The organism is Chryseobacterium sp. T20 (assembly GCF_047345655.1).
GTDB lineage: Bacteria > Bacteroidota > Bacteroidia > Flavobacteriales > Weeksellaceae > Chryseobacterium.
This window is the reverse complement of the sequence record NZ_JBLFDU010000012.1, coordinates 78,746-101,737: the sequence shown is the minus strand read 5'-3', so window position 1 is coordinate 101,737 and position 22,992 is coordinate 78,746. Positions and strand designations below refer to the sequence as shown.

General features: G+C 32.7%; 24 protein-coding genes and 1 pseudogene. 4 read left to right on the top strand and 21 right to left on the bottom strand.

Annotated elements, in window-relative coordinates:
* Positions 1-2: 2 nt before the first annotated feature.
* The 11 genes from ACMA47_RS21160 to ACMA47_RS21110 form a co-directional block, all read right to left on the bottom strand.
* Entirely contained in the window at positions 3-668 is a 666-nt protein-coding gene (locus ACMA47_RS21160; protein ID WP_413931369.1) for a hypothetical protein, read from the bottom strand.
* Positions 669-770: 102 nt separating this feature from the next.
* Positions 771-1,793 carry a serine hydrolase domain-containing protein gene (locus ACMA47_RS21155; protein WP_413931368.1) on the bottom strand — a complete coding sequence of 341 codons (1,023 nt, stop codon included), beginning with the start codon at positions 1,791-1,793 and terminating at the stop codon, positions 771-773.
* Positions 1,794-1,878: 85 nt separating this feature from the next.
* Entirely contained in the window at positions 1,879-2,301 is a 423-nt protein-coding gene (locus tag ACMA47_RS21150) for a hypothetical protein (protein WP_413931367.1), read from the bottom strand.
* A 58-nt stretch (positions 2,302-2,359) separates the two neighbouring features.
* Positions 2,360-3,013 carry a DUF4919 domain-containing protein gene (locus ACMA47_RS21145; RefSeq protein WP_413931366.1) on the bottom strand — a complete coding sequence of 218 codons (654 nt, stop codon included), beginning with the start codon at positions 3,011-3,013 and terminating at the stop codon, positions 2,360-2,362.
* Between the two features lie 88 nt (positions 3,014-3,101).
* The gene (locus tag ACMA47_RS21140) at positions 3,102-3,650 is read right to left on the bottom strand and encodes a hypothetical protein (RefSeq protein WP_413931365.1); all 549 of its coding nucleotides are present in this window, start codon (positions 3,648-3,650) and stop codon (positions 3,102-3,104) included.
* 30 nt (positions 3,651-3,680) lie between these two features.
* The gene (locus ACMA47_RS21135) at positions 3,681-4,613 is read right to left on the bottom strand and encodes a Kelch repeat-containing protein (protein WP_413931364.1); all 933 of its coding nucleotides are present in this window, start codon (positions 4,611-4,613) and stop codon (positions 3,681-3,683) included.
* Positions 4,614-4,758: 145 nt separating this feature from the next.
* A complete protein-coding gene (locus tag ACMA47_RS21130; RefSeq protein WP_413931363.1) occupies positions 4,759-5,691 on the bottom strand; it encodes a Kelch repeat-containing protein in 933 nt (310 codons plus the stop codon).
* 69 nt (positions 5,692-5,760) lie between these two features.
* A complete protein-coding gene (locus ACMA47_RS21125) occupies positions 5,761-6,408 on the bottom strand; it encodes a hypothetical protein (RefSeq protein WP_413931362.1) in 648 nt (215 codons plus the stop codon).
* 547 nt (positions 6,409-6,955) lie between these two features.
* On the bottom strand, positions 6,956-7,315 hold the full coding sequence (locus ACMA47_RS21120; protein ID WP_413931361.1) for a hypothetical protein: 360 nt from the start codon (positions 7,313-7,315) through the stop codon (positions 6,956-6,958).
* A gap of 2 nt (positions 7,316-7,317) precedes the next feature.
* Positions 7,318-7,872, bottom strand: coding sequence for an ADP-ribosyltransferase (locus tag ACMA47_RS21115; RefSeq protein WP_413931360.1), 555 nt, complete (start codon positions 7,870-7,872; stop codon positions 7,318-7,320).
* 20 nt (positions 7,873-7,892) lie between these two features.
* Entirely contained in the window at positions 7,893-8,300 is a 408-nt protein-coding gene (locus tag ACMA47_RS21110; protein ID WP_413931359.1) for a helix-turn-helix transcriptional regulator, read from the bottom strand.
* Positions 8,301-8,610: 310 nt separating this feature from the next.
* Here ACMA47_RS21110 and ACMA47_RS21105 point away from each other — a divergent pair, with 310 nt between their 5' ends.
* Positions 8,611-9,723, top strand: a complete 1,113-nt coding sequence (locus tag ACMA47_RS21105) for an AAA family ATPase (RefSeq protein ID WP_413931358.1) — start codon at positions 8,611-8,613, stop codon at positions 9,721-9,723.
* Positions 9,716-10,438: a hypothetical protein gene (locus ACMA47_RS21100; protein WP_413931357.1), complete on the top strand. Its 723-nt coding sequence runs from the start codon at positions 9,716-9,718 to the stop codon at positions 10,436-10,438. The genes ACMA47_RS21105 and ACMA47_RS21100 overlap by 8 nt, the downstream gene beginning before the upstream one ends.
* A gap of 627 nt (positions 10,439-11,065) precedes the next feature.
* Here the strand turns inward: ACMA47_RS21100 and ACMA47_RS21095 are convergent.
* From ACMA47_RS21095 to ACMA47_RS21050, 10 genes and pseudogenes are all read right to left on the bottom strand, one after another.
* Positions 11,066-13,021 (bottom strand): restriction endonuclease, encoded by a 1,956-nt coding sequence (locus ACMA47_RS21095; protein ID WP_413931356.1) that lies wholly within the window; start codon positions 13,019-13,021, stop codon positions 11,066-11,068.
* 236 nt (positions 13,022-13,257) lie between these two features.
* Positions 13,258-13,434: a hypothetical protein gene (locus tag ACMA47_RS21090; RefSeq protein WP_413931355.1), complete on the bottom strand. Its 177-nt coding sequence runs from the start codon at positions 13,432-13,434 to the stop codon at positions 13,258-13,260.
* Positions 13,435-13,987: 553 nt separating this feature from the next.
* A pseudogene (locus ACMA47_RS21085) lies at positions 13,988-14,152 on the bottom strand (hypothetical protein); the annotation flags it as partial.
* A 16-nt stretch (positions 14,153-14,168) separates the two neighbouring features.
* Positions 14,169-14,780 (bottom strand): hypothetical protein, encoded by a 612-nt coding sequence (locus tag ACMA47_RS21080; RefSeq protein WP_413931354.1) that lies wholly within the window; start codon positions 14,778-14,780, stop codon positions 14,169-14,171.
* Between the two features lie 79 nt (positions 14,781-14,859).
* A complete protein-coding gene (gene groL, locus ACMA47_RS21075) occupies positions 14,860-16,485 on the bottom strand; it encodes a chaperonin GroEL (RefSeq protein ID WP_129054448.1) in 1,626 nt (541 codons plus the stop codon).
* A 95-nt stretch (positions 16,486-16,580) separates the two neighbouring features.
* Positions 16,581-16,859 carry a co-chaperone GroES gene (gene groES / locus ACMA47_RS21070; protein WP_034696138.1) on the bottom strand — a complete coding sequence of 93 codons (279 nt, stop codon included), beginning with the start codon at positions 16,857-16,859 and terminating at the stop codon, positions 16,581-16,583.
* Between the two features lie 115 nt (positions 16,860-16,974).
* Positions 16,975-17,766: a TerC family protein gene (locus ACMA47_RS21065; RefSeq protein WP_413931353.1), complete on the bottom strand. Its 792-nt coding sequence runs from the start codon at positions 17,764-17,766 to the stop codon at positions 16,975-16,977.
* Positions 17,753-18,964 carry a cation:dicarboxylate symporter family transporter gene (locus ACMA47_RS21060; RefSeq protein ID WP_413931352.1) on the bottom strand — a complete coding sequence of 404 codons (1,212 nt, stop codon included), beginning with the start codon at positions 18,962-18,964 and terminating at the stop codon, positions 17,753-17,755. The genes ACMA47_RS21065 and ACMA47_RS21060 overlap by 14 nt, the downstream gene beginning before the upstream one ends.
* A gap of 45 nt (positions 18,965-19,009) precedes the next feature.
* On the bottom strand, positions 19,010-20,296 hold the full coding sequence (locus ACMA47_RS21055; RefSeq protein WP_413931351.1) for a CitMHS family transporter: 1,287 nt from the start codon (positions 20,294-20,296) through the stop codon (positions 19,010-19,012).
* A gap of 24 nt (positions 20,297-20,320) precedes the next feature.
* Positions 20,321-20,929: a DUF2490 domain-containing protein gene (locus ACMA47_RS21050; RefSeq protein WP_413931350.1), complete on the bottom strand. Its 609-nt coding sequence runs from the start codon at positions 20,927-20,929 to the stop codon at positions 20,321-20,323.
* 382 nt (positions 20,930-21,311) lie between these two features.
* On the opposite strand from ACMA47_RS21050, the gene ACMA47_RS21045 reads away from it, so the two are divergent.
* Entirely contained in the window at positions 21,312-22,280 is a 969-nt protein-coding gene (locus ACMA47_RS21045; protein ID WP_413931349.1) for a sensor histidine kinase, read from the top strand.
* Positions 22,273-22,971 (top strand): LytR/AlgR family response regulator transcription factor, encoded by a 699-nt coding sequence (locus ACMA47_RS21040; protein ID WP_413931348.1) that lies wholly within the window; start codon positions 22,273-22,275, stop codon positions 22,969-22,971. Before ACMA47_RS21045 ends, ACMA47_RS21040 begins: the two co-directional genes overlap by 8 nt.
* Positions 22,972-22,992: the final 21 nt, after the last annotated feature.

The window sequence follows — 22,992 nt, the reverse complement described above, 5'->3', positions numbered from 1 at the left end:
TATTAGTCATTAATCTTATTATCGATCAATCTTTGTTTCAAACTTTCTGATAACAAATTGTTTTCTAGTAAGTAATGGGTCATTATTTTCAGAAAGTATCGGCATTTCTTTAAATAATCTTTATCTGGTAAAACATTATCGGCGTCATTTAAATAAGTGTTTGCTCTGTTGATAAATACTCCGGCCCCTTCAAATTCTTTGCTGATGAAAAGTGTTCCAATCAGGGAGATGTAAGAAACAAATTTATATTCACTGTGGTTTCTTCGTAAATATTGAGGAGGCATCTTTTTGTTCATCTCCTGAAAATAGGATATGATTCCAATATCTTTCAGGTATTTTTCCTTCTCAATTACGAACCAGTCGTCCACTATTTCGCCATCAAAATCCATTTCAAGATCATAATACCCGATGGGTTCTAAATTTTCAACATACGTTTCCTTTTCCACACAAAGACTTATTCTTGCCCGGATAATAGGTTCTCGGTATCGCTGTTCAATCAGATATTGGTATCCCTCAAATACAAAAGTAATTTCGTGGCGGGCAAAGCCTCCTATCAATTCTTCAGGATCTTCTGAGAGTATTTTGTGGAGCGTGTGAAATGCTTCATTTTTGAGATGAAATTTTTCAGCTCTTTCGGTGAGTAATGTTTGAAGTTCCTGAGCGTTCATATCATGATTATTAGTCCCCAAATCTACAGATAAATACCAGAATAATGATGTGGCTAATATTAAGTTAAAAAATAAAAATCCCTCGGTAAAATCAGATTGGAGTTATTCTGCGTTTTTCAAAAGAGCTTTAATAGCATCAGAAGTTTCAAATAACTTTCCTTTGTAGTTGTTGCCTAATAAAATGATCGTGAATTTTTCATTCATATCAGAAACTAAGAGAGCTTCATAGCTTCCGGCTCTACCGTCGTGTATATGCTCAGTGAGTTTTTTGTCGTTAAACTTTGCCTGTCCTAAAGAAGATTGGGTTTCCGGAAGATTAAATTGCTGTCCCAGCTCAAACAAAGAATTTGTGCTAATTACTTTATTGGAGTGAAGACAATTTGCCCATTTCAATAAATCTTGAGTCGTTAAATAGGTTCCTCCTGTTATGGGTAAATCTTCTTTGTCTGCAATCAGATCACTATTAAATCCTTTAGCTATATTTTTTTCATTTTTAAAAGGAGTCATTACTGAAGATGCCATTTTACAAGGTTTAAAAATAAATTTTTCTGCATAGGTTTTTAAACTCATTCCGGTCAGTCGTTCAACAATAAACTGTCGTAGAAAAATATTATTGTTGTTGTAATCATAATTTGTTCCTGGCTTGAAATCTAAAGAATCAACAAGTTGTAAACCCTCAAAAAGGTCTTTGTCATTTTTTATTTTTTTCCAGTTTACATTGGGAATACCACTCGTATATTGCAATAAATTTTTTAACGTGACTTTATCCGTCCATTTTGGTAATTCCGGAATGTATTGGGAAATAGGGTCGCTGAGTTTCAATTTGCCCTGTTCCTGTAATTGCAATAAAGCAACCGCACTAAATTCCTTCGTAATAGAACCAATATTAAATCTATAATCAGGTGTTAGTTGTACCGTTTTTGTAGCATCGGTAAAACCAAAAGAAGCATTGTAAATGATTTTATTATTTTTTGCTACTAAAACATTTCCATTAAAAGCTCCGGTTTGATGAGCCCATTTCATCAAAGAATCAATTTTATTGATCTTTTTTGTTTGGGCAAATGAATTATGAATGGGAAGCAAAAGTAGAGTGAAAAACAGGAATAATTGCTTATAATATGACATGATTAGTTTTTGTTATTTTATTAATACGGAGATGTATCATCAGTGGTATGTTCGCAAAATATTTTACTTCTTTTCATCCAAATTATTATAAATAGTCTCCTTTTATTAATGATTTAGAAAACCCTTCCACTCTCAACTGTAAGATTAAAGGCATTGGAATGATGTATGATTTTCTTTTCGGTAATTTGTTGAATGAATCAATGAGCAGTTGTAACTCTTCCTTGGTGTAATTGCTGAATGAGTTATAGATGGCATCATCCATTTTTTCAAGATGAATACTTTTTATGATTTCATTCTTCTTGTTTTCATCCCATTTTTCTAATCTTGATGCGAGATCTATCCTATCAATGCAGTAATTATAGATATACCTTTTTAATTCTGCGGTCTCCATCAGTTGGTTGATTAAAATTTTGTTTTCTTCAGTTGGGTAGCCTACCGGAGGCGGCCCGGCCTGAGCAAATGATTGTAAACTAAACAGGAAAATTGAAATGTAAAATAATTTTTTCATGGTTAAATATTGTCTGGACTAAGAAAAATAAATTGTATGCGTTAAAGTGGAAATCATTTTAGAAAAAATATCCACCCACTAATTTTACAAATACTTCTCTGTCTCCAATTTTATAAATGGTTAGAATGCTTCCGTCTGAAAGTTGTCTCATTTTTTGACTGAATTCAGCCCTCGGTCCTGAGGTAGCAAGATTTTCAAGTTGTTGTAAAACTTCACCAGGGGTTAAAACACAAATGGCGGTCTCTTCACTTTTTCCGTCACCACTTTTTTCTATCGTTTGAATGATTACATCTTTTTGCTTAGCGCACAATTCTCTTTTTTTATGATCATCAAGTGCGCTATAAATATTCATCATATCATCCAGTAAATTTTTGTTGAGAGGATTGATGGTGTATTTTGATTCCGCTTCAGTTACCATTTTTTCCGCTTTACTTTTTGACAGTCTTTTTTGAGCAGGTTTCCAGAATGTTCCGGATTCACTGTTATAATTTCCAATGGTGTAATCAATTTTTATGAATTTACTTCCGTAGTACAATTGATTCAACTGTTCCTGGGTCAGTTCAGAAGGATTTACTTTGAATACGTCTAAAAGTTTATAAAAATTTTCCTGTGGATTTTCAGTGACATTCTTTTTAATAAGATCTGTGTTTATCTGTGCAGAGAATGCCTGAAAAATTAAAACTAAAATACCTGAAATAATATGTTTTCTCATTGTTTTTATTTAAATATGATTATCAACCTGTGTTAGTTATTGTTTTTATTTATCATAAAGAATTCCATCTTTTCTGATTTTTAATTTTTTATTCGTCTTTTGTTTTCCAAAGTAATATTTCTGTGTCACTCAGTATTTTATATTGGTGATCTATTTCATTCCAGAAGTGGATGATGGTATCTTGTTGTTCTTCGTTTTTCAAAACAGCAATAATATGAGTTTCTACATCATAATCTTTAGGATAATGCATGTCAAAATCAACACTGGCCCAGCCATTAGTGATAATCTGACATAATCTGTCAACATCATCAGTATTTACATACTTTCTCCTTACAATTCCAGCTTTAATACTTTCAAAAGTATTGATGATTCTGTATTCATCAAAGAGATTGTCTGGCAAATGTTTGTAGTAATGCTCATTGTTTGATCCGGAACCTAAAATGGTATAATTCTTCTGTGCTTTATCAAAAACAATAGGTCCGACTCCAATTAACTTTCCTCTTTCATCATCTTTATCATATTTTTTATGCTTCCAGAAAATAAAAATATAAGGCTCTGTTTCATAATATCTGAAGATGGTATAATCAGGATGAATTTCATCTTCAATCATTTTTTGTACTAAAATCTCGTCTATCATCAATTGTTTTGTTTTGAGAATACTGTGTATTTAATTTTCTTTTGTGTCCTGTGCACTTTCAGTAATATCAGCTGCTTGTAAGCTTTTAATAGCTGATTTGGTGGAAGACGTTGTACTTCCGCCGATGATGTATAATTTATTGTTATATACCTCTGCTGCAGCATGTCTTCTGGGAATCATATTGGATGACAGCTGATGGAATTTATTGGTTGCCGTATCAAAATAGGCCAGAAAAGCCTGATTATTATAACCTCCTGCTATAAAAATCTTAGTACCTGATACGGCTAATGAATGTCCGGATATCCCGGAAGGCATCGTATATTGATCGGTCCAGAGATTAGTGTTAAGGTCGTAAACATTGATCAGGCGGGATGAAGTACCGTTAAAACCGCCAATGACATACAATTTATCATTGACAATTTTGCCTTTTGCTTCTCTGGCTGTAGGCATATCCGGTAATGGATGCCATGTATTGGAAGCAATATCATAATATTGGAATCTGTTAGAAAATACAGTGGTTGCAGCATTGTTGAGTCCGCTGCCTCCAAACACGTATATTTTACCATTATGGATGGCAGAACCTGCATTTCCGGTATAGGAACGGTTAACAGCTCCCTTCGTTACCTTATTGGTGGCAAGGTCTACAATTTCAAGATGACTGTTTCCCCAACCGTTAAAAATATAAATCTTATTATCGTAAGTCTCCGAATTTGCAAATTTTTTTGGACTTAGAGTAACATTGAGAACATTCCATTTATTATTGGTAATATTATATTTTTCAATAAAATTGGCATTACCTCCGCTTTGCTGATATCCATTGCTCACATATATATTATAATCCACGATGACGCTGGTTGTAGCTCCTCTGCCGGCAGACATATTAGCGAGAGTTTTAAACTGAAGCGTTTGTGCATAGGTGAGCAGTGAGCCCAAAAATAAAAGGAATAATAATTTTGTTTTCAATGGTAGTAAGATTTCGTGTTTGTTTTACATATTGATAGAAACAAATATATGTAAAAGCTGAATCTGAAGTGGGAGACTTTGGATTTTATTTTTTGATGGCGCCAGGTCTCCCGACTTTGAGGAGTTGGGTATTGATGTTTTTTGTCTATGGAGATAACGGGATATTCAGATTGAACATTATCTCATTAATCTCTGCAAATTGTGTACTTTTAATAGAGGAAGAGGGAAGAGTGTTTGTATTTCCACCAATGATGTATAATCTATTGTTATATACTTCTGCAGCTGCGTGTCTTCGGGGAGTCATATCGGATGATAACTGGTAGAATTTATGGGTGGCAGTATCAAAATAGGCCAGAAAATCCTGATTACTATAATCACCCACAATGAAAATTTTATTATCGGCTACTGCCAATGAATGGCCGGATATCCCAACAGGCATTTTATACTGATTGGTCCAACGATTCGTATTAAGGTCGTAAACATCTATCAGATTAGACGAAGTTTCGTTAAAACCACCGATTACATACAGTTTATTATTAACAACTTTGCCTTTTGTTTCTTTGGCTATAGGCATATCCGGTAATGGATGCCAGGTATCTGAAGCAATGTCGTAATACTGAAATTTATCGGAATATATAGGGGCTCCGTTTAATCCACTGCCTCCAAACACATATATTTTCCCATTATGTATGGCAGAACCGGAACCGCCGGCATAATAAGGATTAATTGCTCCTTCGGTTACGGTATTGGTTGCAAGATCTAAAATTTCAAGATGACAGTTTCCCAAACCGTTAAAAATATAGATCTTATTATTGTAAGCCTCCGAATTAGCAAATCTTTTGGGACTTAGAGTAGCATTGAGAATACTCCAACTGTCATCAGTAATATTATATTTCTCAATATAATTGACTTCTTTATCTGCTGTATAGCCATTGGACACATAAATATTATCATTCACTATTACACTTGTTATGGCCCCTCTGCCTGCAGACATACCGGCGAGCTTTTGGAAATGAAGCGTTTGTGCATGGGCCAGCAATGAGCCCAAAAATGACAGGAATAATAATTTTGTTTTCAATGGTAATAAGTTTTAGTGCTTTTGTTTTATAGGCTTAAAGTCAGAAATTATAAGGTTGTGTAAAATACATCAGGATTTTCCTTCGTTGATATATTCCAGATAATCCTGTTCTAAATTATTAATTTCTTCAATTAAAAAATCGTAAATATTTCCTTCAAATACTTCGTAATCTTCTTCGTCGTATTTGTCATACTCAATTTTTATGATTCCGTTGTCGGTATAGGCTCTGTAGAGATTTCCGCTGCGCTTGAAAAATAATTGGCCCAATGGTTTTTCTTTATATTCAAGGGCTTCCTGATGCTTTTCTTCAAATCCCATCCATGAAGGCATCTCTTCATCCTGCGAAAGTCCGTACACAAAAAATCCATACCCGAATTTCCAGCTTGGAAGAACATCAAATTCCTGGGGACGTTTCCATATCTCTTCTTTGACTTCAAAAAGTAAGGATCCGAATGAGGTCAGAAAATCCTTAACATCTTCACTGAAGGTAAACCCTGTGCTTTCTTCATATTTTTTAATTTGTTCTTCAGTTGCAGGATGGGACACGGAGCCCATTACGAAGAAATCATCATTTAATTTCTTTTTCCTATCCCAGAATTCTTCTTTTGTTGCCATATTTTGTTTTGGTGTTACGTCGTCAACACTGCTCAGATCGTTATTGAAACAAAGATAAGAGAAAGTTTGGGGATAAAAATTAGAGTGTTGGTGGATTTTCATTATTTCCTGGAATGCATTCGATTAAGCTTTTATTATTCTTATAATTTGCTATAGCTTTTTTCCCAAACTTGATTTTCATTTCATAAATTTCATTGCCATTATATCCAATCCAGGCTTTTGTTATTATTTGCCTGTTTTTTTCAATATTATGATAAAGTAGAGATTTTGTGTCTTCTGGTAAAGGATTTATACCATCACACCAAAAAGTCTTCGTATAATATTTTATATTTTCCCTTTCCTTTTAATAATATAATTTAAACCAAAGCCGCACGATATAATCATGCGGTAGCGAGGGGTGATTTTTATTGATGTAAATTCGGGAGAAACTTAGCAGGAAGGAATATCCTCATCATTGATTGGGTATTTGTTGAAATAAATATAGAATAGAATTGAAAAGATAAAAATAAAAAAGAGTTGGATAATTTATTATCGAAAAATAACAGAATTTAAAAGATAAAACCGCTCCAAAAATAGAACGGTTATTATGAGTATGAAATTTCATATAGTATAGTAAACTTCACAGTGGAATAGTCTTTTTCAGTACAGATTAATGTTTACTCTTATCTACTGATGACATAAACTTAGCTCCTAATCTCTCAGAAATTTCAGCTGTATTATTGTTGTTTTTCTCTTTAATTAATTCCAAAAATTCATTTCTAAGGTCCATTTCTGAAATCAAATTAATAGCTGCAACTTTTTCTCTTTTGTTGGTTAATAAATCTTTTGATAATAAACTTTTAAGAAAATCTATTAGTTGTAAATTGATTAACTCTTTATGGCTGATAAAATCGTTGTTTTTATATTCAGATTTAATATTTCCGAACATAAAAATGTCTTCCAAATTCTCAAAAAAATCAGAGTCATTTTTGAAATTTGTATTTTTATAGTATTCTTTTATTAAATCCATTTTTATACCTCTTCTAACGTTATCGTAATTTTATTTTCTGCTTCCTTAATGTCTAATACTTTAAATCTTGAACCCGATTTAAATACAATTTCTTTTTCATTTTGTCCGCTATCTACTCCAAATTTAGCGATTTTTTCAATATCTTTTCCTCTTTTTGATAAAATTATGAATACGGGGCTGTCACTGAATTGAAGTGCCAAAAGTCTTGATTTACTGCAGGATAAAAAAGATTTCTCAATAATAATGCCATTGTTCTTGAATGCTGAATAATATTTTTCAAGATCTCTTTTTGGACACCGAATAGTACGATAACAAAGAGCTTGGTAATCGGGTAATTTATCTAAGCTATAATTTAAAAAAAGTCCAAAATCATTTATATCTTGTCCATTTCTTAATCGTTCATTTAAAGAGTCATATCCTGAATCTGTGTAGTGATAAATAATGGCTTTTTCATGAATAGTTAACCCATTCTCATATCCTGCACGTTTTGATGTTGAGATTTCTCTCAATTCTGCGGATAAACTTTCGCTGACATATTTAATGAGGGCACTGTTCATATTCTAATAGGGAGCATTTTTTATTTCTGAATCAACTGCTCCAGTCTGGCCATCATCTCATCTTTTTCCTTCAGCATTCTTTCGTACAGCGCAATTTTTTCTTCATGCAGTTTTAGTACCTGCTCAATAGGATTGAAAATAGGATTATCATTTTTCTGATAACCAATACTGTGATCTCCAAAAGTATTTGCAATTACATTTACAGCTTCTTCCTCATCAAAATTCTGAAACGCTTCCACAGGAATTTTCAATACCTCAGAAATCTTTTTCAGTAAAGGATCTTCAATAGTTTCTTTCTGCTCCAAAAGCGAAATCTTCTTCTGGTTCCAGTCCTCACCAAGATCAAAAGCCAAAGCCTCCTGCTTGATGCCCAACATCTCCCGAAAACGCTTGATATTTCTCCCCTGATGTATTTTTTTGTTTTGCATATTTGTGTACGTTATAGAAACAAATATAAGTAAAAGTTGGGGGATAGGAAATGGGGGAGTATTCTATATATTGATAATAGGTTTGAAGTCTGAGAACTTTGAATTTTTGTTTTACTTGCACAAAGTCGCGAGACTATGCGTTGCAGAAGGGAGAAGGATTTGTAGTTGGGGGAAGTAGATGATATGGTTATTTCATTTGCATAAACTCTCCCTAGTTTAGCAATAGATATTAATTATTGTAAAAAAAAATATCCGTAAAAAAATTACGGATGATATTTTTCATTATCTTTGAATTATAATTAAGAACTATATGTTAGCTAAATTTAAAGTCTCAAACTTTAAAAGTTTTGAAAAAAATTTTTCGTTTGACTTAACTGATACAAATGGATATACGTTTAATGATGGATGTGTAGTAAATGGCATAGTGAATAATGCTCTAATTTATGGACACAATGGTGTAGGTAAATCAAATATTGGGCTAGCATTATTTGATATTATTGAACACTTAACAGACCAAAATAAATCAGAGTCAGAGTATTCTTATTATCTAAATGCTTACAATGAAGCTGATTATGCTGAATTTTACTTTGAATTTTTAATTGATTGTAAAAAAGTAGTATATGAATACAAAAAGACAGATTATAAGAGTTTAATTTTTGAAAGATTTTCGATTGATGATGTGGAATTAGCATTTATTGATAGAACTTTATCTGATAATGCAAATTTTAATTTTAAAGGTGCTGAAAATCTTAAGACAGAGATAAAAAATAATGAATTATCAATACTTAAATATGTTAAAAATAATACATCATTAGACGATAATGAAATTAATAAAACTTTTAATAAGTTTTTTGATTTTATTGAAGGAATGTTATTTTTTAGATCTTTACAAAAGAATCAGTATTTAGGATATGAATTAGGTAATAAGAATGTTCACGATGAATTTGTTGAGAAATATGATATAAAAGAACTTGAGAATTTTTTTAATAAGGCTGGAATTGAGTGTAAATTAGAAGTAATAGAAAGTTTAGAAAAAAAGACTCTAGTTTTTGATTTTAATGGTAAGCATATACCATTTTTTAGTATAGCATCACAAGGAACGAGAGCTTTAGCATTATTTTATTATTGGTTTAAAAAAGTAACGAATGAAACGAAAATAAGGTTTATTTTTGTGGATGAATTTGATGCATTTTATCATCACGAGCTTTCAGCTTTAATTGTTAATGAATTAAAGAATACAGGTATACAGTTTGTTTTAACGACTCATAATACATCAATTATTACTAATGAACTTTTAAGACCTGATTGTTATTTCTTGCTAGATAAAAAAGGTATAAGGTCTTTGTCTAAAAGATCATCCAAAGAGTTGAGAGAAGCTCACAATATTGAAAAAATGTATAAAGCAGGATCGTTCAATGGCTAAAAATATTTTATTTGTTTTTGAAGGCGAAAAAACAGAAGCAAGTATTGTGAAAAATTTGAGAAAATTTTTTATCAAAGAAAATACTATTATTACTTGTGCTTTTTGTGCTACTATTTATCAAATTTACGAAGAGATTAAAGCAGATGAAGATTTAGATACATTCACATTATTGAGAGATAGAAAACAAAATCAAGAATCATTAAAAAAATATAGTACATCAAATTTTGCGGAAATCTATTTGTTTTTTGATTATGATGGTCATGATCCTATAGCTAGTGATGAAAAACTTGAAGAACTCTTAAATTTTTTTGATGAAGAAACAGAAAAAGGGAAACTTTATATTAGTTACCCTATGATTGAATCTTTAAAACATTTTCCCCAAAGAGGTAGTTTTAAAAGCTTAAAAGTAAAATGCAAAGAAAATATACGTTATAAGAAAATTGTAAATGCAAATTGTATTAGGAAAATTATTGATTTTAATTTGTATAATAGAAATATTTGGAAATGGATAATTAAAGAACACCTAAAAAAAGGAAATTATATTGTAAATAATAGTTATACCTATCCTAAAGAATTATATTCCCAATTAGATATTTTTAATAATCAAAGAAAAAATTATATCAATGTAAACTTAGAAGTATCTGTATTAAATTCTTTTCCGATTTTTATTCATGATTATTATGGCAATGAGAAATTGATTAGGCTATTAAAATAGTCATAGATTACTTTTTATAGTTACTAAAGAGAAATAGTATTATAAATAAAAATACTCTATAAAAGTAGAGCAGTTAATATATTAAATTATCTTAGTGGCACACTATAGCATTCCACCACCCATTGGCATAGCTGGTTCAGCGCTCTCCACTTCAGTGATTACATATTCAGTTGTAAGAAGCATTCCAGATACAGAAGCTGCATTTTCAAGGGCAACTCTTTGGGTAATGATTTTAACTATCGAAGCATTCTAAATTTTTCAAGTGGGTTATTTTTTTATTTGTAGTTGTTGAGAGATTATAACTTCTTTTTTAAAGAATCTATTAAAGCTTCAATTTCTTCATTTTTAATATCCGCATAGTTGCTTTTTTCATTGTCTACAAGGGTTTTACCTGCTTCTTTTATTTTTGTAAATGATGATTCAATTAAATTTTCTAAATCAATCTTTTTTAATAGCTTGGAGGCTTTTTTCAGAGGAAGGATATTTTTTATTTGTTTGAAATCGTCTAAAAGATCTATTATATCAATGTAGTCGGGTTCTTTTTGAATATCTTTAATTTGCCAAATAAATAGTCTATCTGCTGTCTCAACTAATTCATTATTAGATCTAACTATATCTAAGCAATAATCAGAACAATATCTCTAAATATACAAGTTCTTTAATGTCGTTAAAAAATCCATTCGTATAATTTAGAATTACCTTTTTATCTTCAATTAAATTTTCTTTAAGGAGTTCTTCACAGATTTGTGCAAAAGTAATCTTTTCAGAAGTATCCTCGGCCCCATCTATAGGATATTTAAATAACTCTTTTATTATAAATGCGTATACATCTGAATCATTTTTAACATTATACATGCAACTAAACTCTTGTAAAAAATAATTTCTTCTTTCACCTTTCCAACTTATTGTCGTTCCTCCATCTTCTATATCGTATTCAAAAAAACCAAAACTTGCATTTTCCAGATCATTAAAGCTATTTATGACTTTATGTTTAAATATTTTTAGAAGTTCATCATCTTGTTCAACGATTTCTTGTAGCTCCCAATGGAATAATTGTTCAAAGTATGTTGCATTTTCAATGATAATCTTTAGCCAGAACTTGTTTTTCCAAACGTGATTGTCTAAAAAATCTATAATTGAAGGATTATGAAATTCAACTATCTGGTAGTTTTCGCTTCTCATTTCATTGTAACTATCTTCAATTATGAATATTGTACCATTTAATTCGCGAATAATCTGTTCAAAGTCATCAAAACTATAATGTTGAAATTGTGGACAGTTTACAATAAATTTCATTATAGCATTTTCTAGCTTCTCATATGGGATTATATCATTAATAATAAATTTGTTGATTATAATTAGTTTGTATAAATCATTTGGGAGATTTGTATAAAACTGATTCCATATTTCGGAAGGGTTTTCTAGATTTTGAATAAAATTTTGGTAATAATCTTCATGATTAATTTTAGATTTTTTAAGAAAATTATTTTTAGTTAGGTGTTCGATTATCCTTGGGTTGAAATTTGGATGATCGATAATTCTTTTGTAATTATTATTTAATAAATTATTTAAATATTCAATGTCAATGTTACTATTGTAGAGATGATTATAAAGCATCATTGTTCTAGAACTTCGTGTAAGTTCCTTTAATTCGATTGTATGTTTTTGAATGAAATTATTAATATTATTAATTGCTGAAAGATTTTTAGTTCCAGATTCTAGAATGTGATTTCTTGAAGTTATAATCAGCTTTTTATTTTCACAATTTTCTATTTTTTCAATAAAGAAAGATAATAAATGTGCAAAATCATCATTTTTCTCAAGCTTTATCCTACCTAAAAAATCATCAAGAAGGAAGAATATTACCTCCTCGCTTGCAAGAAATGGTTCTGCTTCTTGAATGCTTCTATATGATAAATCGATGATTTTATACTCATAATGATATATAAAGTGAGATAAAGTTGCATATGCTAAAGTAGATTTTCCAACGCCAGGATTTCCACTAATAATAAGGATATTATTAGTGTTGAAATGATTAATTATTTTTTTATAGTTTTCAGTAGGGACAAAATTTATTAATGTTTTTGAAATTCTATCTTTTATAAAACCTGAATGGTGTAAAATACCTATATTAAATATTCTTTGATGTATATCTATGCTTTTAATCCATAATTCAGGATAATCATATATAACAGTTTTATTTTTCTTAATTAGTGCATTTAGGTCTCCTTTGGTTAGAATTTGATTTGGATTTGAAAGATATCCATTAAATAAATTAAAGATTTCTTCCTTTTGTGAAGGAGATAGATCTAAAGAAACTACCAATAAATATTTATCAAATTTTAATTTTTTAATTTTTGGTAACTCAGTTTTTTGCAATGAATATTTTAAATTTTTATATTCCTTATATCTTTTACATTGAACTATTAGTACTTCTTTATCATTGCTCGAATACCTAAAATCTATTCCACCATCTTTGCCTTCAGCAAAATTTTCAAATCTCCCATAATATTTTGTTAATAGATCTCTAACAAATTTTTCAAATCTTAATGGAGATAGCTCATCAAAAGTAAAATTATCCATTTGCTTAATTTTATAATATCTCAATAGTTATAAAAATAATGAAAATTTAAACAAAAAACCGCACTACAAAAGCAGAGCGGTTAATATATTAAATTTGTCTCAACGACACGTTGTTACATCATTCCTGGCATTCCACCACCCATTGGTATAGCTGGTTCTGAGCTCTTCACTTCAGGATGACCCAGGCATTCTCTGAAGTCTCTGGACTTTGGAGAATATTTAAAAAGGGGCGTTTTTTAATTTTGAATAATAACTGCTTTTGTTGGTAAGTAATTATCTACTTTGCTTCTTTCAATAATTTCAATTTCAACTTTTTCGAAATCGTTTGTCTGCATTTGAATTTTAGCAGTTTCATCATGTTTGTATATTTTTGAATTTAGAATTTTTAGGATGTCTATAAATTCATTATTCATAAATGGCTCAATAAAGCAAAGACTATAAACTTTTCCGTTGGATTTATAAGAAATAAATCTTGGATTTCCTGCGAAATATTCATTCCTATTGAGTTGTTTTTGTTTGACAAAGGATTCAATATTTTTGCCTGATAATGAGTTTAATTGGTTAATTTCTCCTGAAGTTAATGTGTATTGGAAATAATTTTTCCCATCCCAGCTATCTGAATAGACGGTTAAGTTTCCTTTCTAAGATTTAATTTCAATTTTATTATTCGATATTAATTCATAATCAACAATTTTTAAATCTTGAATTATATTTTTTTGTGAAAACAGATTTATACATAAACATATAAAAATAAGTAATGCGAACTTTTTCATGATTGATTAATCGGTTTGAATGTGCTTTTTGTTGTAATTACGGTTGATATTCAAATTTACACTTTAAGCTCATATATGATATATAATTGCAAATAAAATTTTAAGTAAAAAGTTCTTTAGATTTTCTATATAAAAAAACCGCCCTACAAAAGCAGAGCGGTTAGTATATTAAATTTGTCTCAACGACACGTTGTTACATCATTCCTGGCATTCCACCACCCATTGGCATAGCTGGTTCAGCGCTCTTCACTTCAGTGATAACACATTCAGTTGTTAAAAGCATTCCAGATACAGAAGCTGCATTTTCAAGGGCAACTCTTGTTACTTTAGTTGGGGCAATGATACCTGCTTCAAGCATAAGAATGTTTTAATTATTATGATTCCATTTTCTCCATGAAATGCATCACGTTTTTCATTAAATTTTTCCTTTCAAAATACTTCTTTACAAGTTCATTGTCATTTTTACAAAAAGAGATCTCATTATAAATAGAATAAAAGATAAGATACTCTCGTAATTCTTTTAACCTTGGCATACCTGAAAAATTATTTGTAAAGGTCAATTGATTATTTTTTGTATTTACTGTTAGAGTGAACGGAGAGCCATCAATCACAGAACTTATTAAATCAGTGATACTTTTTTCTGAAACTGAGTTTATACTATCAAAGTCTATAGTGATTTCTTTCTCTTTAAGTAATGTTAAAAATGTTGATTCTGAAATTTTATAAATTTTTTTCCCCTGAAAATCATTTTTCTCATAAAGCTCTTTGATCACTTTTAAATCATCATCATTAAGATCAATTTTGTAAGATTTAAGATGAACTAAACTGTCTATCTTCCTTGCTTGTATTTTTGATATTTTGGTTGATTTGTTCTCATGACTTATAGTGGGTAAGTATGTGATTTTACAACTTATGGTATTTTTATTCTGACCGGAAACAAAGGCATGTGAAATAATTATAAAAATTATGGTTAATAAGTTTTTCATATTTTTTTTACGAATATAAAAAAACCGCTCTACAAAAAGTAGAGCGGTTAGTATATTAATTTGCCTCGGTCGCTGACCGTTACATCATTCCTGGCATTCCACCACCCATTGGCATAGCTGGTTCAGCGCTCTTTACTTCAGTGATAACACATTCAGTTGTTAAAAGCATTCCAGATACAGAAGCAGCATTTTCAAGGGCAACTCTTGTTACTTTAGTTGGGTCAATGATACCTGCTTCAAGCATTTGAACATACTCGTCAGTTTTCGCGTTGTATCCGAAGTCACCTGTTCCTTCTGCTACTTTAGCAACGATTACAGAACCTTCTCCACCTGCGTTAGCAACGATTTGTCTTAATGGCTCTTCGATCGCTCTTTTCACGATTTTGATACCAGTGTTTTCGTCAGCATTAGCACCAGAAAGGTTGTCTAGAGATTTAATTGCTCTTACTAAAGCAACACCACCACCTGCAACGATACCTTCTTCTACAGCAGCTCTTGTAGCGTGTAGAGCATCATCAACTCTGTCTTTTTTCTCTTTCATTTCTACTTCAGAAGCAGCACCTACGTAAAGCACAGCAACACCACCAGCTAACTTAGCTAGTCTTTCCTGAAGTTTTTCTCTGTCGTAGTCAGAAGTTGTAGTTTCCATCTGAGCTTTGATCTGAGCTACTCTTCCTTTGATTTTCGCTTCGTCACCACCACCGTTTACAACCGTTGTGTTGTCTTTGTCAATCGTTACTTTTTCAGCAGTTCCAAGCATGTCTAAAGAGATGTTTTCCATTGTGAAACCTTGCTCTTCAGAAATCACCTGTCCACCTGTAAGGATAGCGATATCTTCTAACATTGCTTTTCTTCTGTCTCCGAATCCCGGAGCTTTTACAGCAGCAATTTTAAGAGAACCTCTTAGTTTGTTTACTACCAAAGTAGCTAAAGCTTCACCTTCAACTTCTTCAGAAATGATTAATAGAGACTTACCACCTTGAGCAATTGGCTCAAGAACTGGAAGTAATTCTTTCATTGAAGAAATCTTCTTCTCTACTAAAAGGATATATGGGTTTTCTAGTTCAGCTAACATTTTCTCAGGGTTAGTCACGAAGTAAGGTGACTGGTAACCTCTGTCGAACTGCATACCTTCTACAACATCTACTGTTGTATCGATACCTTTAGCTTCTTCTACAGTGATTACACCTTCTTTTCCAACTTTTCCGAAAGCCTCAGCGATTAAAGCACCGATTGTTTCGTCGTTGTTAGCAGATACAGAAGCTACTTGCTTTACTTTATCTGTAGAATCTCCCACAGCCTGAGACTGTGTTTTAAGGTTTTCAACAACAGCAGTTACCGCTTTGTCGATTCCTCTTTTAAGATCCATTGGGTTAGCACCTGCCGCTACGTTCTTAAGACCTTCTCTTACGATAGCCTGTGCCAATACAGTAGCGGTAGTAGTACCGTCTCCTGCGATATCATTAGTTTTGGAAGCCACTTCTTTTACCATCTGAGCTCCCATATTTTCTACTCTGTCTTCAAGTTCGATTTCTTTTGCAACAGACACACCATCCTTAGTTACGTGTGGAGCACCGAAAGATTTTTCAATTACCACGTTTCTCCCTTTAGGACCTAAAGTTACTTTTACTGCATTAGCCAATGCATCTACTCCTCTCTTTAGAGCGTCTCTTGATTCAATATCGAATTTTATTTCTTTTGCCATAATTTCTTATTGTATTAATGTACTTTGTACAATGTATTAATGATTTTGTATTCTGAAAATATCATTTTACATGAATACATTTTACTTTTTACAAATTAACCGATGATTCCTAATAAATCAGCTTCTCTTACGATCAAGTAATCTTTACCTTCCAACTTCAATTCAGCACCTGAATATTTTCCATAAAGAACTTTGTCACCTACCTGAACTGTTGTAGGCTCATCTTTTTTACCAGGACCTACTGCCACTACAGTACCTTCTTGCGGCTTTTCCTTTGCAGTGTCCGGGATAATGATTCCTGAAGCTGTTTTAGTTTCTGCTGCGATTGGCTCTACCAGAACTCTGTCTGCCAATGGTTTAAAGTTTACTGACATAATATATTTATTTTTTAATTATTTCTGTGTTGTAATTCTCTAAATGTATGCCATGAGACACTGGTGGCTGAAATGGCAGACTTTTATTTCCGAATGTGAAAATTTGGCAGAAAAATTATTTTTTACGGGCCGGGAATCCGAAAGCATAACTTGTCGCTACCGGCACTACAAACAAAAGAACAGTGATGGCGGAAACTAATATTTCCATGGTATGGCTGGCTAAAAATTGAGCGAATGCCGTAGCAGGGTAGAAGTGTTCAAATAATGACAAACTGAGTTTAATTCCTAAAATAGCAATGACGATAAAAGCTGCAGTTTCCAGGAAAGGAAATACCTGCATGAGACGAACAAACCACTGCGCAATAAATCTCATCGCTAAAATTCCTATAAATACTCCCAGCGTAATCAGAAGTAAATTGTCTGAAAAAGCCACTGCTGCAAAAACATTATCTATAGAAAAAGCAAGATCCATCACTTCAACAATAGCAACCGTGGCCCAGAATTGGCCCAGTAATCCGATGGAATTTTTATACAGCCAGCTGGATTCTTTGTCCGGGTTTTCTTCTGAATTTTCTTCATCATTTGTGTTTTTAATTTTTTTGATGAACCAGTCAAAAGAAATGTAGATCAGATAGAATCCTCCCAGTGGTTTCAGCCACCACACGGAAATCAGTACGGAGGCAAAAATAAGAGCGAGTCCACGAAATACATAAGCTCCAAGGATTCCGTATTTCAGGGCTTTTTTTCTTTGATGTTCGGGCAGATCCATGACGATGGTCGCCAGTACTGCTGCATTGTCTACAGAAAGAAGGCTTTCGATCAGGATAAGATTGCCGATAATAGCAATGGATTTTGCCGGGTTTTCTACGATGTCATTGAAAAGGTGTGTAAAATCAGGAAATATCATTTTTTAAGGGAATAGAATTTTGATTAAGTTTTGAAATAATGGCAGCAGAAACTGAAATGCCTATGAAATTGGTAACCGATCTCGCTTCGTTCATAAAGCGGTCTATGCTGTATAAAAGCGCAAGATCTGTGGTGGGAATTTTTCCAAACCTGCTTAGGGTAAACATCAGGGCAAGGAAACCTGATCCTGGAACCCCGGAAGCGGTTTTGGAAGCAATGGAAATCGTGATAAAAAGCCAGAAATAATCCATTGGCGTAAGAGAAATATTGTAAAGCTGAACGAGGAAAATACATGAAATGGAAAGATAAATGCACGCTCCTGCCAGGTTGAAATTGTATCCGAGAGGAATAATAAGACGAAGAATTTTCCGGTCATAGCCTTGTGATTCCATTTTGTCAAAGATCATTGGGAAAGCCGTTTTTGAAGACGATGTTGCCACTACAAGAATGATTTCTTCTTTGATGCTGATCAGAAAATCCCAAAGATTAATTTTAAAGTAAGCTGTTATAACTCCTAATATCCCGAAAATAAAAAATACACTGGTAAGATATACCGTAGCGACAATTTTACTTAACGGTAGGAGAGTATTAATTCCATATACTGAAATTCCGTAGGCGATATTAGAAAAAATAACGATAGGAAGAAATAAATAAACATATTTGATAAGTCTGAAAAACAGATTTCTTCCCGCATCTAAAGCTTTAAAGATATTATTCCTCTTTTTTGAAAGACCAATCACGACTCCCGCAGAAATTGAGATTAAAAGAAAAAGAACATAGTTGCTGATGTGTAATGGGTTTGAAGTTTTTATTAAAAATCTTTCAGGGAGTTCTTTATGAGAAGAAATAATAATTCCTGTATTGGCACCCGGTTTTAAAAGAAGACCAGACCCGATTCCCAATAAAATACTGATGGAGGTAATGATTAAAAAATACAGAACCATCTGGCTCACAATTTTAAAAGCATTTTTGGTGCTGAAAATATAGCTTACCCCATACGTTACTGCAATGAAAATAACAGGAATAATCAAAACTTCAAGAAGTGTGAAGAAATAACTGCTTACCGTTTCCAGATGTTTACTGACTTCCGGAAAATAATAACCGGTCAATGCTCCACAGATAATCGCTGTGAATACATAAAGCGTAAGGTTTCTTAGATAAGAATCGGTAAATGTTTTTTGCTTGGCAGTTTTCATCATTCACTTTTTATAGATGGTAAGATTACAATATTCAAAGATATAACCTTATATAATACCAAGAATCAAAGCGCTCAGTAACATTACAATTGATGATCCGATAGCCCATTTTAAGGTGAATTTCAGGTGGTCAGAGAATTCTACACCGGCCAGGGAAACCAACAGATAAGTAGAAGGCACCAACGGACTTAATAAATGAGAAGCCTGCCCTACAAGACTGGCACGTCCCAGAATATCAGGAGGAATATTCAGCTGGCTGCCTGTAGCGGTAATCACAGGTAATATTCCAAAATAATAAGCATCATTGGTAAGGAAAAAGGTAAGCGGTACACTGAATATTGCGGTGATGACATTCAGATATCCACCCCAGGTTTTAGGAACAATACTGATAATGCTGTTTCCCATAGCATTCATAATTCCGGTTCCATTCAGTATTCCGGTGAAAATTCCCGCTCCGAAAATCATTCCTGCTACCGATAAGGCATTTCCTGCATGTTTTGAAATAATTTTCTGCTGGTCTTTCAGTTTCGGGTAATTAATCAGGGAAGCGATGCAGAAGGCAATCATAAACGCAATTCCCAAAGGAATAATGTCCAGAATCATCACGCAAAGAAGGATAATGGTCAGGATTAAATTAACAATAATAAGTTTTGGGCGTCTTAATGCGGGGTCATTTTCACCTGCAATATCCTGTCCGCTGTATTTGGTATATTTTCCATGTTTGCTTATTCTTTTTTTCTCCCGAACCCCCAGAATATAGGCCACAAAAAATACCCATACCAGCCCGATCAGCATAACCGGAATCATAGGAACAAATATTTCAGTATGCCCCAGTTTAAGGGAGCTCATCACTCTTGCAGTAGGGCCACCCCATGGTAAAATATTCATAATACCACCTGCAAGCATGATAATACAGGTTAAAACCAGAGGGTTCATGCCCTGTTTTTTATAAAGTGGAAGTAATGCTGCCACCACAATAATGTAAGTGGAAGAACCATCGCCATCTAAAGAGACCAAAGTGGTGAGAAGGGCCGTTCCGATGGTTGTTTTTACAGGATTATCTCCTACAGCTTTTAATATGGCATTGACAAGTGGCTCGAAAAGCCCGGTGTCAATCATCAGACTGAAATACAGGATGGCAAAAATCAGCATAACCCCCGTAAGTGCTATTTCTTTTACTCCATCTTTCATCATTTCCCCCAGATCAGGCCCGAATCCTGCTACTACAGCTATAAGGACTGGTACAAGGACTAAAGCGGTAAGAGGAGTCATCTTTTTGTTCATGATGAGGATCATGAAGATGAAAATCATTAAAAAACCAAGAAATGTAAGCATAGTTATCTATAAATATTAATGAGATTATTGTTGTTTCTTTTTTCTCCAGTCAAAACTGTTTCTGAAACCTATAAAGCCGTAGTTACTTGTTTTTCCGGTTTCCATTTGATTGATAAAGGCCAGCTCCAGTGCAGAGTTTTTGCCTACTTTTATTCCAAGTCCTGCGGTAATACGATTGCTATCGAAAGGCTCTACTTTATCCACATTCATTCTTATTTCATTTTTAAGAATACCGTAGAGTTTTTCTTTTTCTCCTTTTTTATTGAAAGGAATTCTGACAGAAATCAGATATCGGATTCTTACCTCAAATTCATCGGGATTGCTGAGGAAACGCTCTTCCACTCTAAGGCGGTTGGAGATGGAGGTTCTCCCGATGAAATACTCAGCAGTTACCTGTTGGAAAGGTCTTTTTTCATATCTTATCTTTTTAGAATCGTCGGCATTGTAAGATTCGAGGATCAGAAACATAGCTCCTGCAGCAGGTCTTATATTTTCTGCCACTTCATAATCTACATAGGCATTCACAAGGAAAAGTCGGGTGTCATAAGCCAGGTCAAAAGAACGGTATTGAGTAAGTGCAGTTAAAGTACTCTTATCAGTCAGCTTTGCTGACATCAGGTACTGAAACCACATATTATAGTTGTCTTTACTCTGACTACGTAAAAGACCAGTTATCAAACAAAATGATAAAATAAGAGTTAATTGTATATTAAGTTTCATGTAATATTTGATTAATATTGCGGTTTCTCAAATATATTTATTCAGAAGAGCGGGCCCGGATTTTTTCAATCAATGACAGTTTTTCTCAACGAACTGCATTTTGAGACAAAAAGATATTATATTTGATGCGTTTCAAAATAAGGTATGGACTATGTTTTTAATCATTAATTTTATAATTATATTATTGATTATCAGAATTTTATTTAGTGGTAAAATTCTGGAAAGCCTTATGAAGTACCGCTGGAAATTTTTGTTGAGGTTTCAGCACATTTTTTTCCTTTTTATCTTCATTTTGATGACTTATTTCACCGAAAACTACTTCCTGGATTCAAATCAGTTGGTGATAAGTATTATTTTGAATACAATTTTCAATGTGGGTATTTATTATCTGGTGTACTATTATCTGGTACCTAGATTCTATTTATCGAATAAGTATCCGGAGTTTATTCTCTATGCTTTAATCCTTTTTTTAGGGTCCAGTCTTTTCAGAATTTTGTGGGAACCAGCCGTTTTTCAGATGAATTTCAGTGGAGAAGGTTACCATGTCGGGTTTCTGTATAATGTGTATATCTCACAAGGAATCATCATTCTGGTGGGTTCTTTTCTGGGAATTACCAAAGACAAATTTTTAATAGAACAGGATGTGATCAGTCTTGGAGAAGAGAAAGATCAGCTTTATCTTGATTTGCTGAAATCTAAACTGAATCCTCATTTTTTGTTGAATACGCTTAATAATATATATGCCAATAGTTTTACCCATTCAGAGAAAACATCGGATTCTATTTTGCAGTTGAGCAGACTTTTAAAATATATTATTTATGACAGTGGAAAAGAAAGAGTAACGGTTTCTCAGGAGTTTTCTTCCCTGAAAGCGCTTGCTGCATTGTATCAGCTTAAATATAATAACCAGCTTGATATTGTGATGGATATTGAAGATCAGGAAGAATTTGACATTGCGGAAATCCCGTCTGCTATACTTCTTACTTTATTTGAAAACGCTTTAAAACATTCAGCAATTGGAGAAGATGCTCATGCTTTTATAAAATTATTCTGTCATATTGAGCGCTCTGAACTGTATTTTGAAATTATAAATTCTGTCGGAAAAGATAGAACTCTTGTAGCTGAATCTGATTATCACGGATTGGGTAATGAAGCAATTATTCATATATTGGAAAAATTTTATCCTGATCAGTATGAATTTTATTCCGGACCGAAAGAAAATGATCAATATAAAATTGCTTTAACAATTACTATCAATGGCTAACCTGACTATCGTTAATGTAGATGATGAATATCCTGCATTGCAGCTTGTAAAACAATATTGTGATCAGCTTGAAGAGGTTGAGCTACTGGCTTCATTTCAGAAACCGGAAGAAGCACTGGCATTTCTGAAAGAGAATAAAGTAGATCTGGTTGTTTTCGATATCAATATGCCTGGGATGAATGGAGTGGAGCTTTTGCAGCAACTTCCCGATCCGCCGCTCTGTATTTTTCTTACGCTGGAGACAAAGTATGCAGTGAAAGCCTTTGAACTGGATGTTGTTCATTACCTTATCAAGCCTGTGGATTTTGATACATTTAAAAAAGCAGTCCATAAAGCAAGGGATTTTGTTCAGTTTAAAAGCTCCGCCAACAGTCAGCAACAAGAAGACTTTATTATGTTCAAATCCAATTATGTGATGAATAAAGTTTTTCTAAAAGATATTCTCTGGATACAGGGATTCGGGGAGTATATTGTGCTGATGACGCCTCTGAAAAAGTATATGATTCTGGATAGGATGTCCAATTTTGAAGAGAAGTTTCAGCATTTCGGATTTATCAGAATTCATAAGTCTTATATTGTATTATCAGAACATATCAATTCGTATAATTCCAGCCATGTTTTTTTGAAAAATGGCGATGAGCTTCCTTTGGGGAGAACTTATAAAAAGAATGTAAAAGAACATTTAAGTTAAAAAATAAAACCGGAACATTTC

What these genes read in the sequence shown, in the direction of transcription:
- ACMA47_RS21160 (WP_413931369.1), bottom strand. Translation starts at nt 668, where the DNA reads ATGAACGCTCAGGAACTTCAAACATTACTCACCGAAAGAGCTGAAAAA.
- ACMA47_RS21155 (WP_413931368.1), bottom strand. Translation starts at nt 1,793, where the DNA reads ATGTCATATTATAAGCAATTATTCCTGTTTTTCACTCTACTTTTGCTT.
- ACMA47_RS21150 (WP_413931367.1), bottom strand. Translation starts at nt 2,301, where the DNA reads ATGAAAAAATTATTTTACATTTCAATTTTCCTGTTTAGTTTACAATCA.
- ACMA47_RS21145 (WP_413931366.1), bottom strand. Translation starts at nt 3,013, where the DNA reads ATGAGAAAACATATTATTTCAGGTATTTTAGTTTTAATTTTTCAGGCA.
- ACMA47_RS21140 (WP_413931365.1), bottom strand. Translation starts at nt 3,650, where the DNA reads ATGATAGACGAGATTTTAGTACAAAAAATGATTGAAGATGAAATTCAT.
- ACMA47_RS21125 (WP_413931362.1), bottom strand. Translation starts at nt 6,408, where the DNA reads ATGAAAATCCACCAACACTCTAATTTTTATCCCCAAACTTTCTCTTAT.
- ACMA47_RS21120 (WP_413931361.1), bottom strand. Translation starts at nt 7,315, where the DNA reads ATGGATTTAATAAAAGAATACTATAAAAATACAAATTTCAAAAATGAC.
- ACMA47_RS21115 (WP_413931360.1), bottom strand. Translation starts at nt 7,872, where the DNA reads ATGAACAGTGCCCTCATTAAATATGTCAGCGAAAGTTTATCCGCAGAA.
- ACMA47_RS21110 (WP_413931359.1), bottom strand. Translation starts at nt 8,300, where the DNA reads ATGCAAAACAAAAAAATACATCAGGGGAGAAATATCAAGCGTTTTCGG.
- ACMA47_RS21105 (WP_413931358.1), top strand. Translation starts at nt 8,611, where the DNA reads ATGTTAGCTAAATTTAAAGTCTCAAACTTTAAAAGTTTTGAAAAAAAT.
- ACMA47_RS21100 (WP_413931357.1), top strand. Translation starts at nt 9,716, where the DNA reads ATGGCTAAAAATATTTTATTTGTTTTTGAAGGCGAAAAAACAGAAGCA.
- ACMA47_RS21095 (WP_413931356.1), bottom strand. Translation starts at nt 13,021, where the DNA reads ATGGATAATTTTACTTTTGATGAGCTATCTCCATTAAGATTTGAAAAA.
- ACMA47_RS21090 (WP_413931355.1), bottom strand. Translation starts at nt 13,434, where the DNA reads ATGAATAATGAATTTATAGACATCCTAAAAATTCTAAATTCAAAAATA.
- ACMA47_RS21080 (WP_413931354.1), bottom strand. Translation starts at nt 14,780, where the DNA reads ATGAAAAACTTATTAACCATAATTTTTATAATTATTTCACATGCCTTT.
- groL (WP_129054448.1), bottom strand. Translation starts at nt 16,485, where the DNA reads ATGGCAAAAGAAATAAAATTCGATATTGAATCAAGAGACGCTCTAAAG.
- groES (WP_034696138.1), bottom strand. Translation starts at nt 16,859, where the DNA reads ATGTCAGTAAACTTTAAACCATTGGCAGACAGAGTTCTGGTAGAGCCA.
- ACMA47_RS21065 (WP_413931353.1), bottom strand. Translation starts at nt 17,766, where the DNA reads ATGATATTTCCTGATTTTACACACCTTTTCAATGACATCGTAGAAAAC.
- ACMA47_RS21060 (WP_413931352.1), bottom strand. Translation starts at nt 18,964, where the DNA reads ATGATGAAAACTGCCAAGCAAAAAACATTTACCGATTCTTATCTAAGA.
- ACMA47_RS21055 (WP_413931351.1), bottom strand. Translation starts at nt 20,296, where the DNA reads ATGCTTACATTTCTTGGTTTTTTAATGATTTTCATCTTCATGATCCTC.
- ACMA47_RS21050 (WP_413931350.1), bottom strand. Translation starts at nt 20,929, where the DNA reads ATGTGGTTTCAGTACCTGATGTCAGCAAAGCTGACTGATAAGAGTACT.
- ACMA47_RS21045 (WP_413931349.1), top strand. Translation starts at nt 21,312, where the DNA reads ATGACTTATTTCACCGAAAACTACTTCCTGGATTCAAATCAGTTGGTG.
- ACMA47_RS21040 (WP_413931348.1), top strand. Translation starts at nt 22,273, where the DNA reads ATGGCTAACCTGACTATCGTTAATGTAGATGATGAATATCCTGCATTG.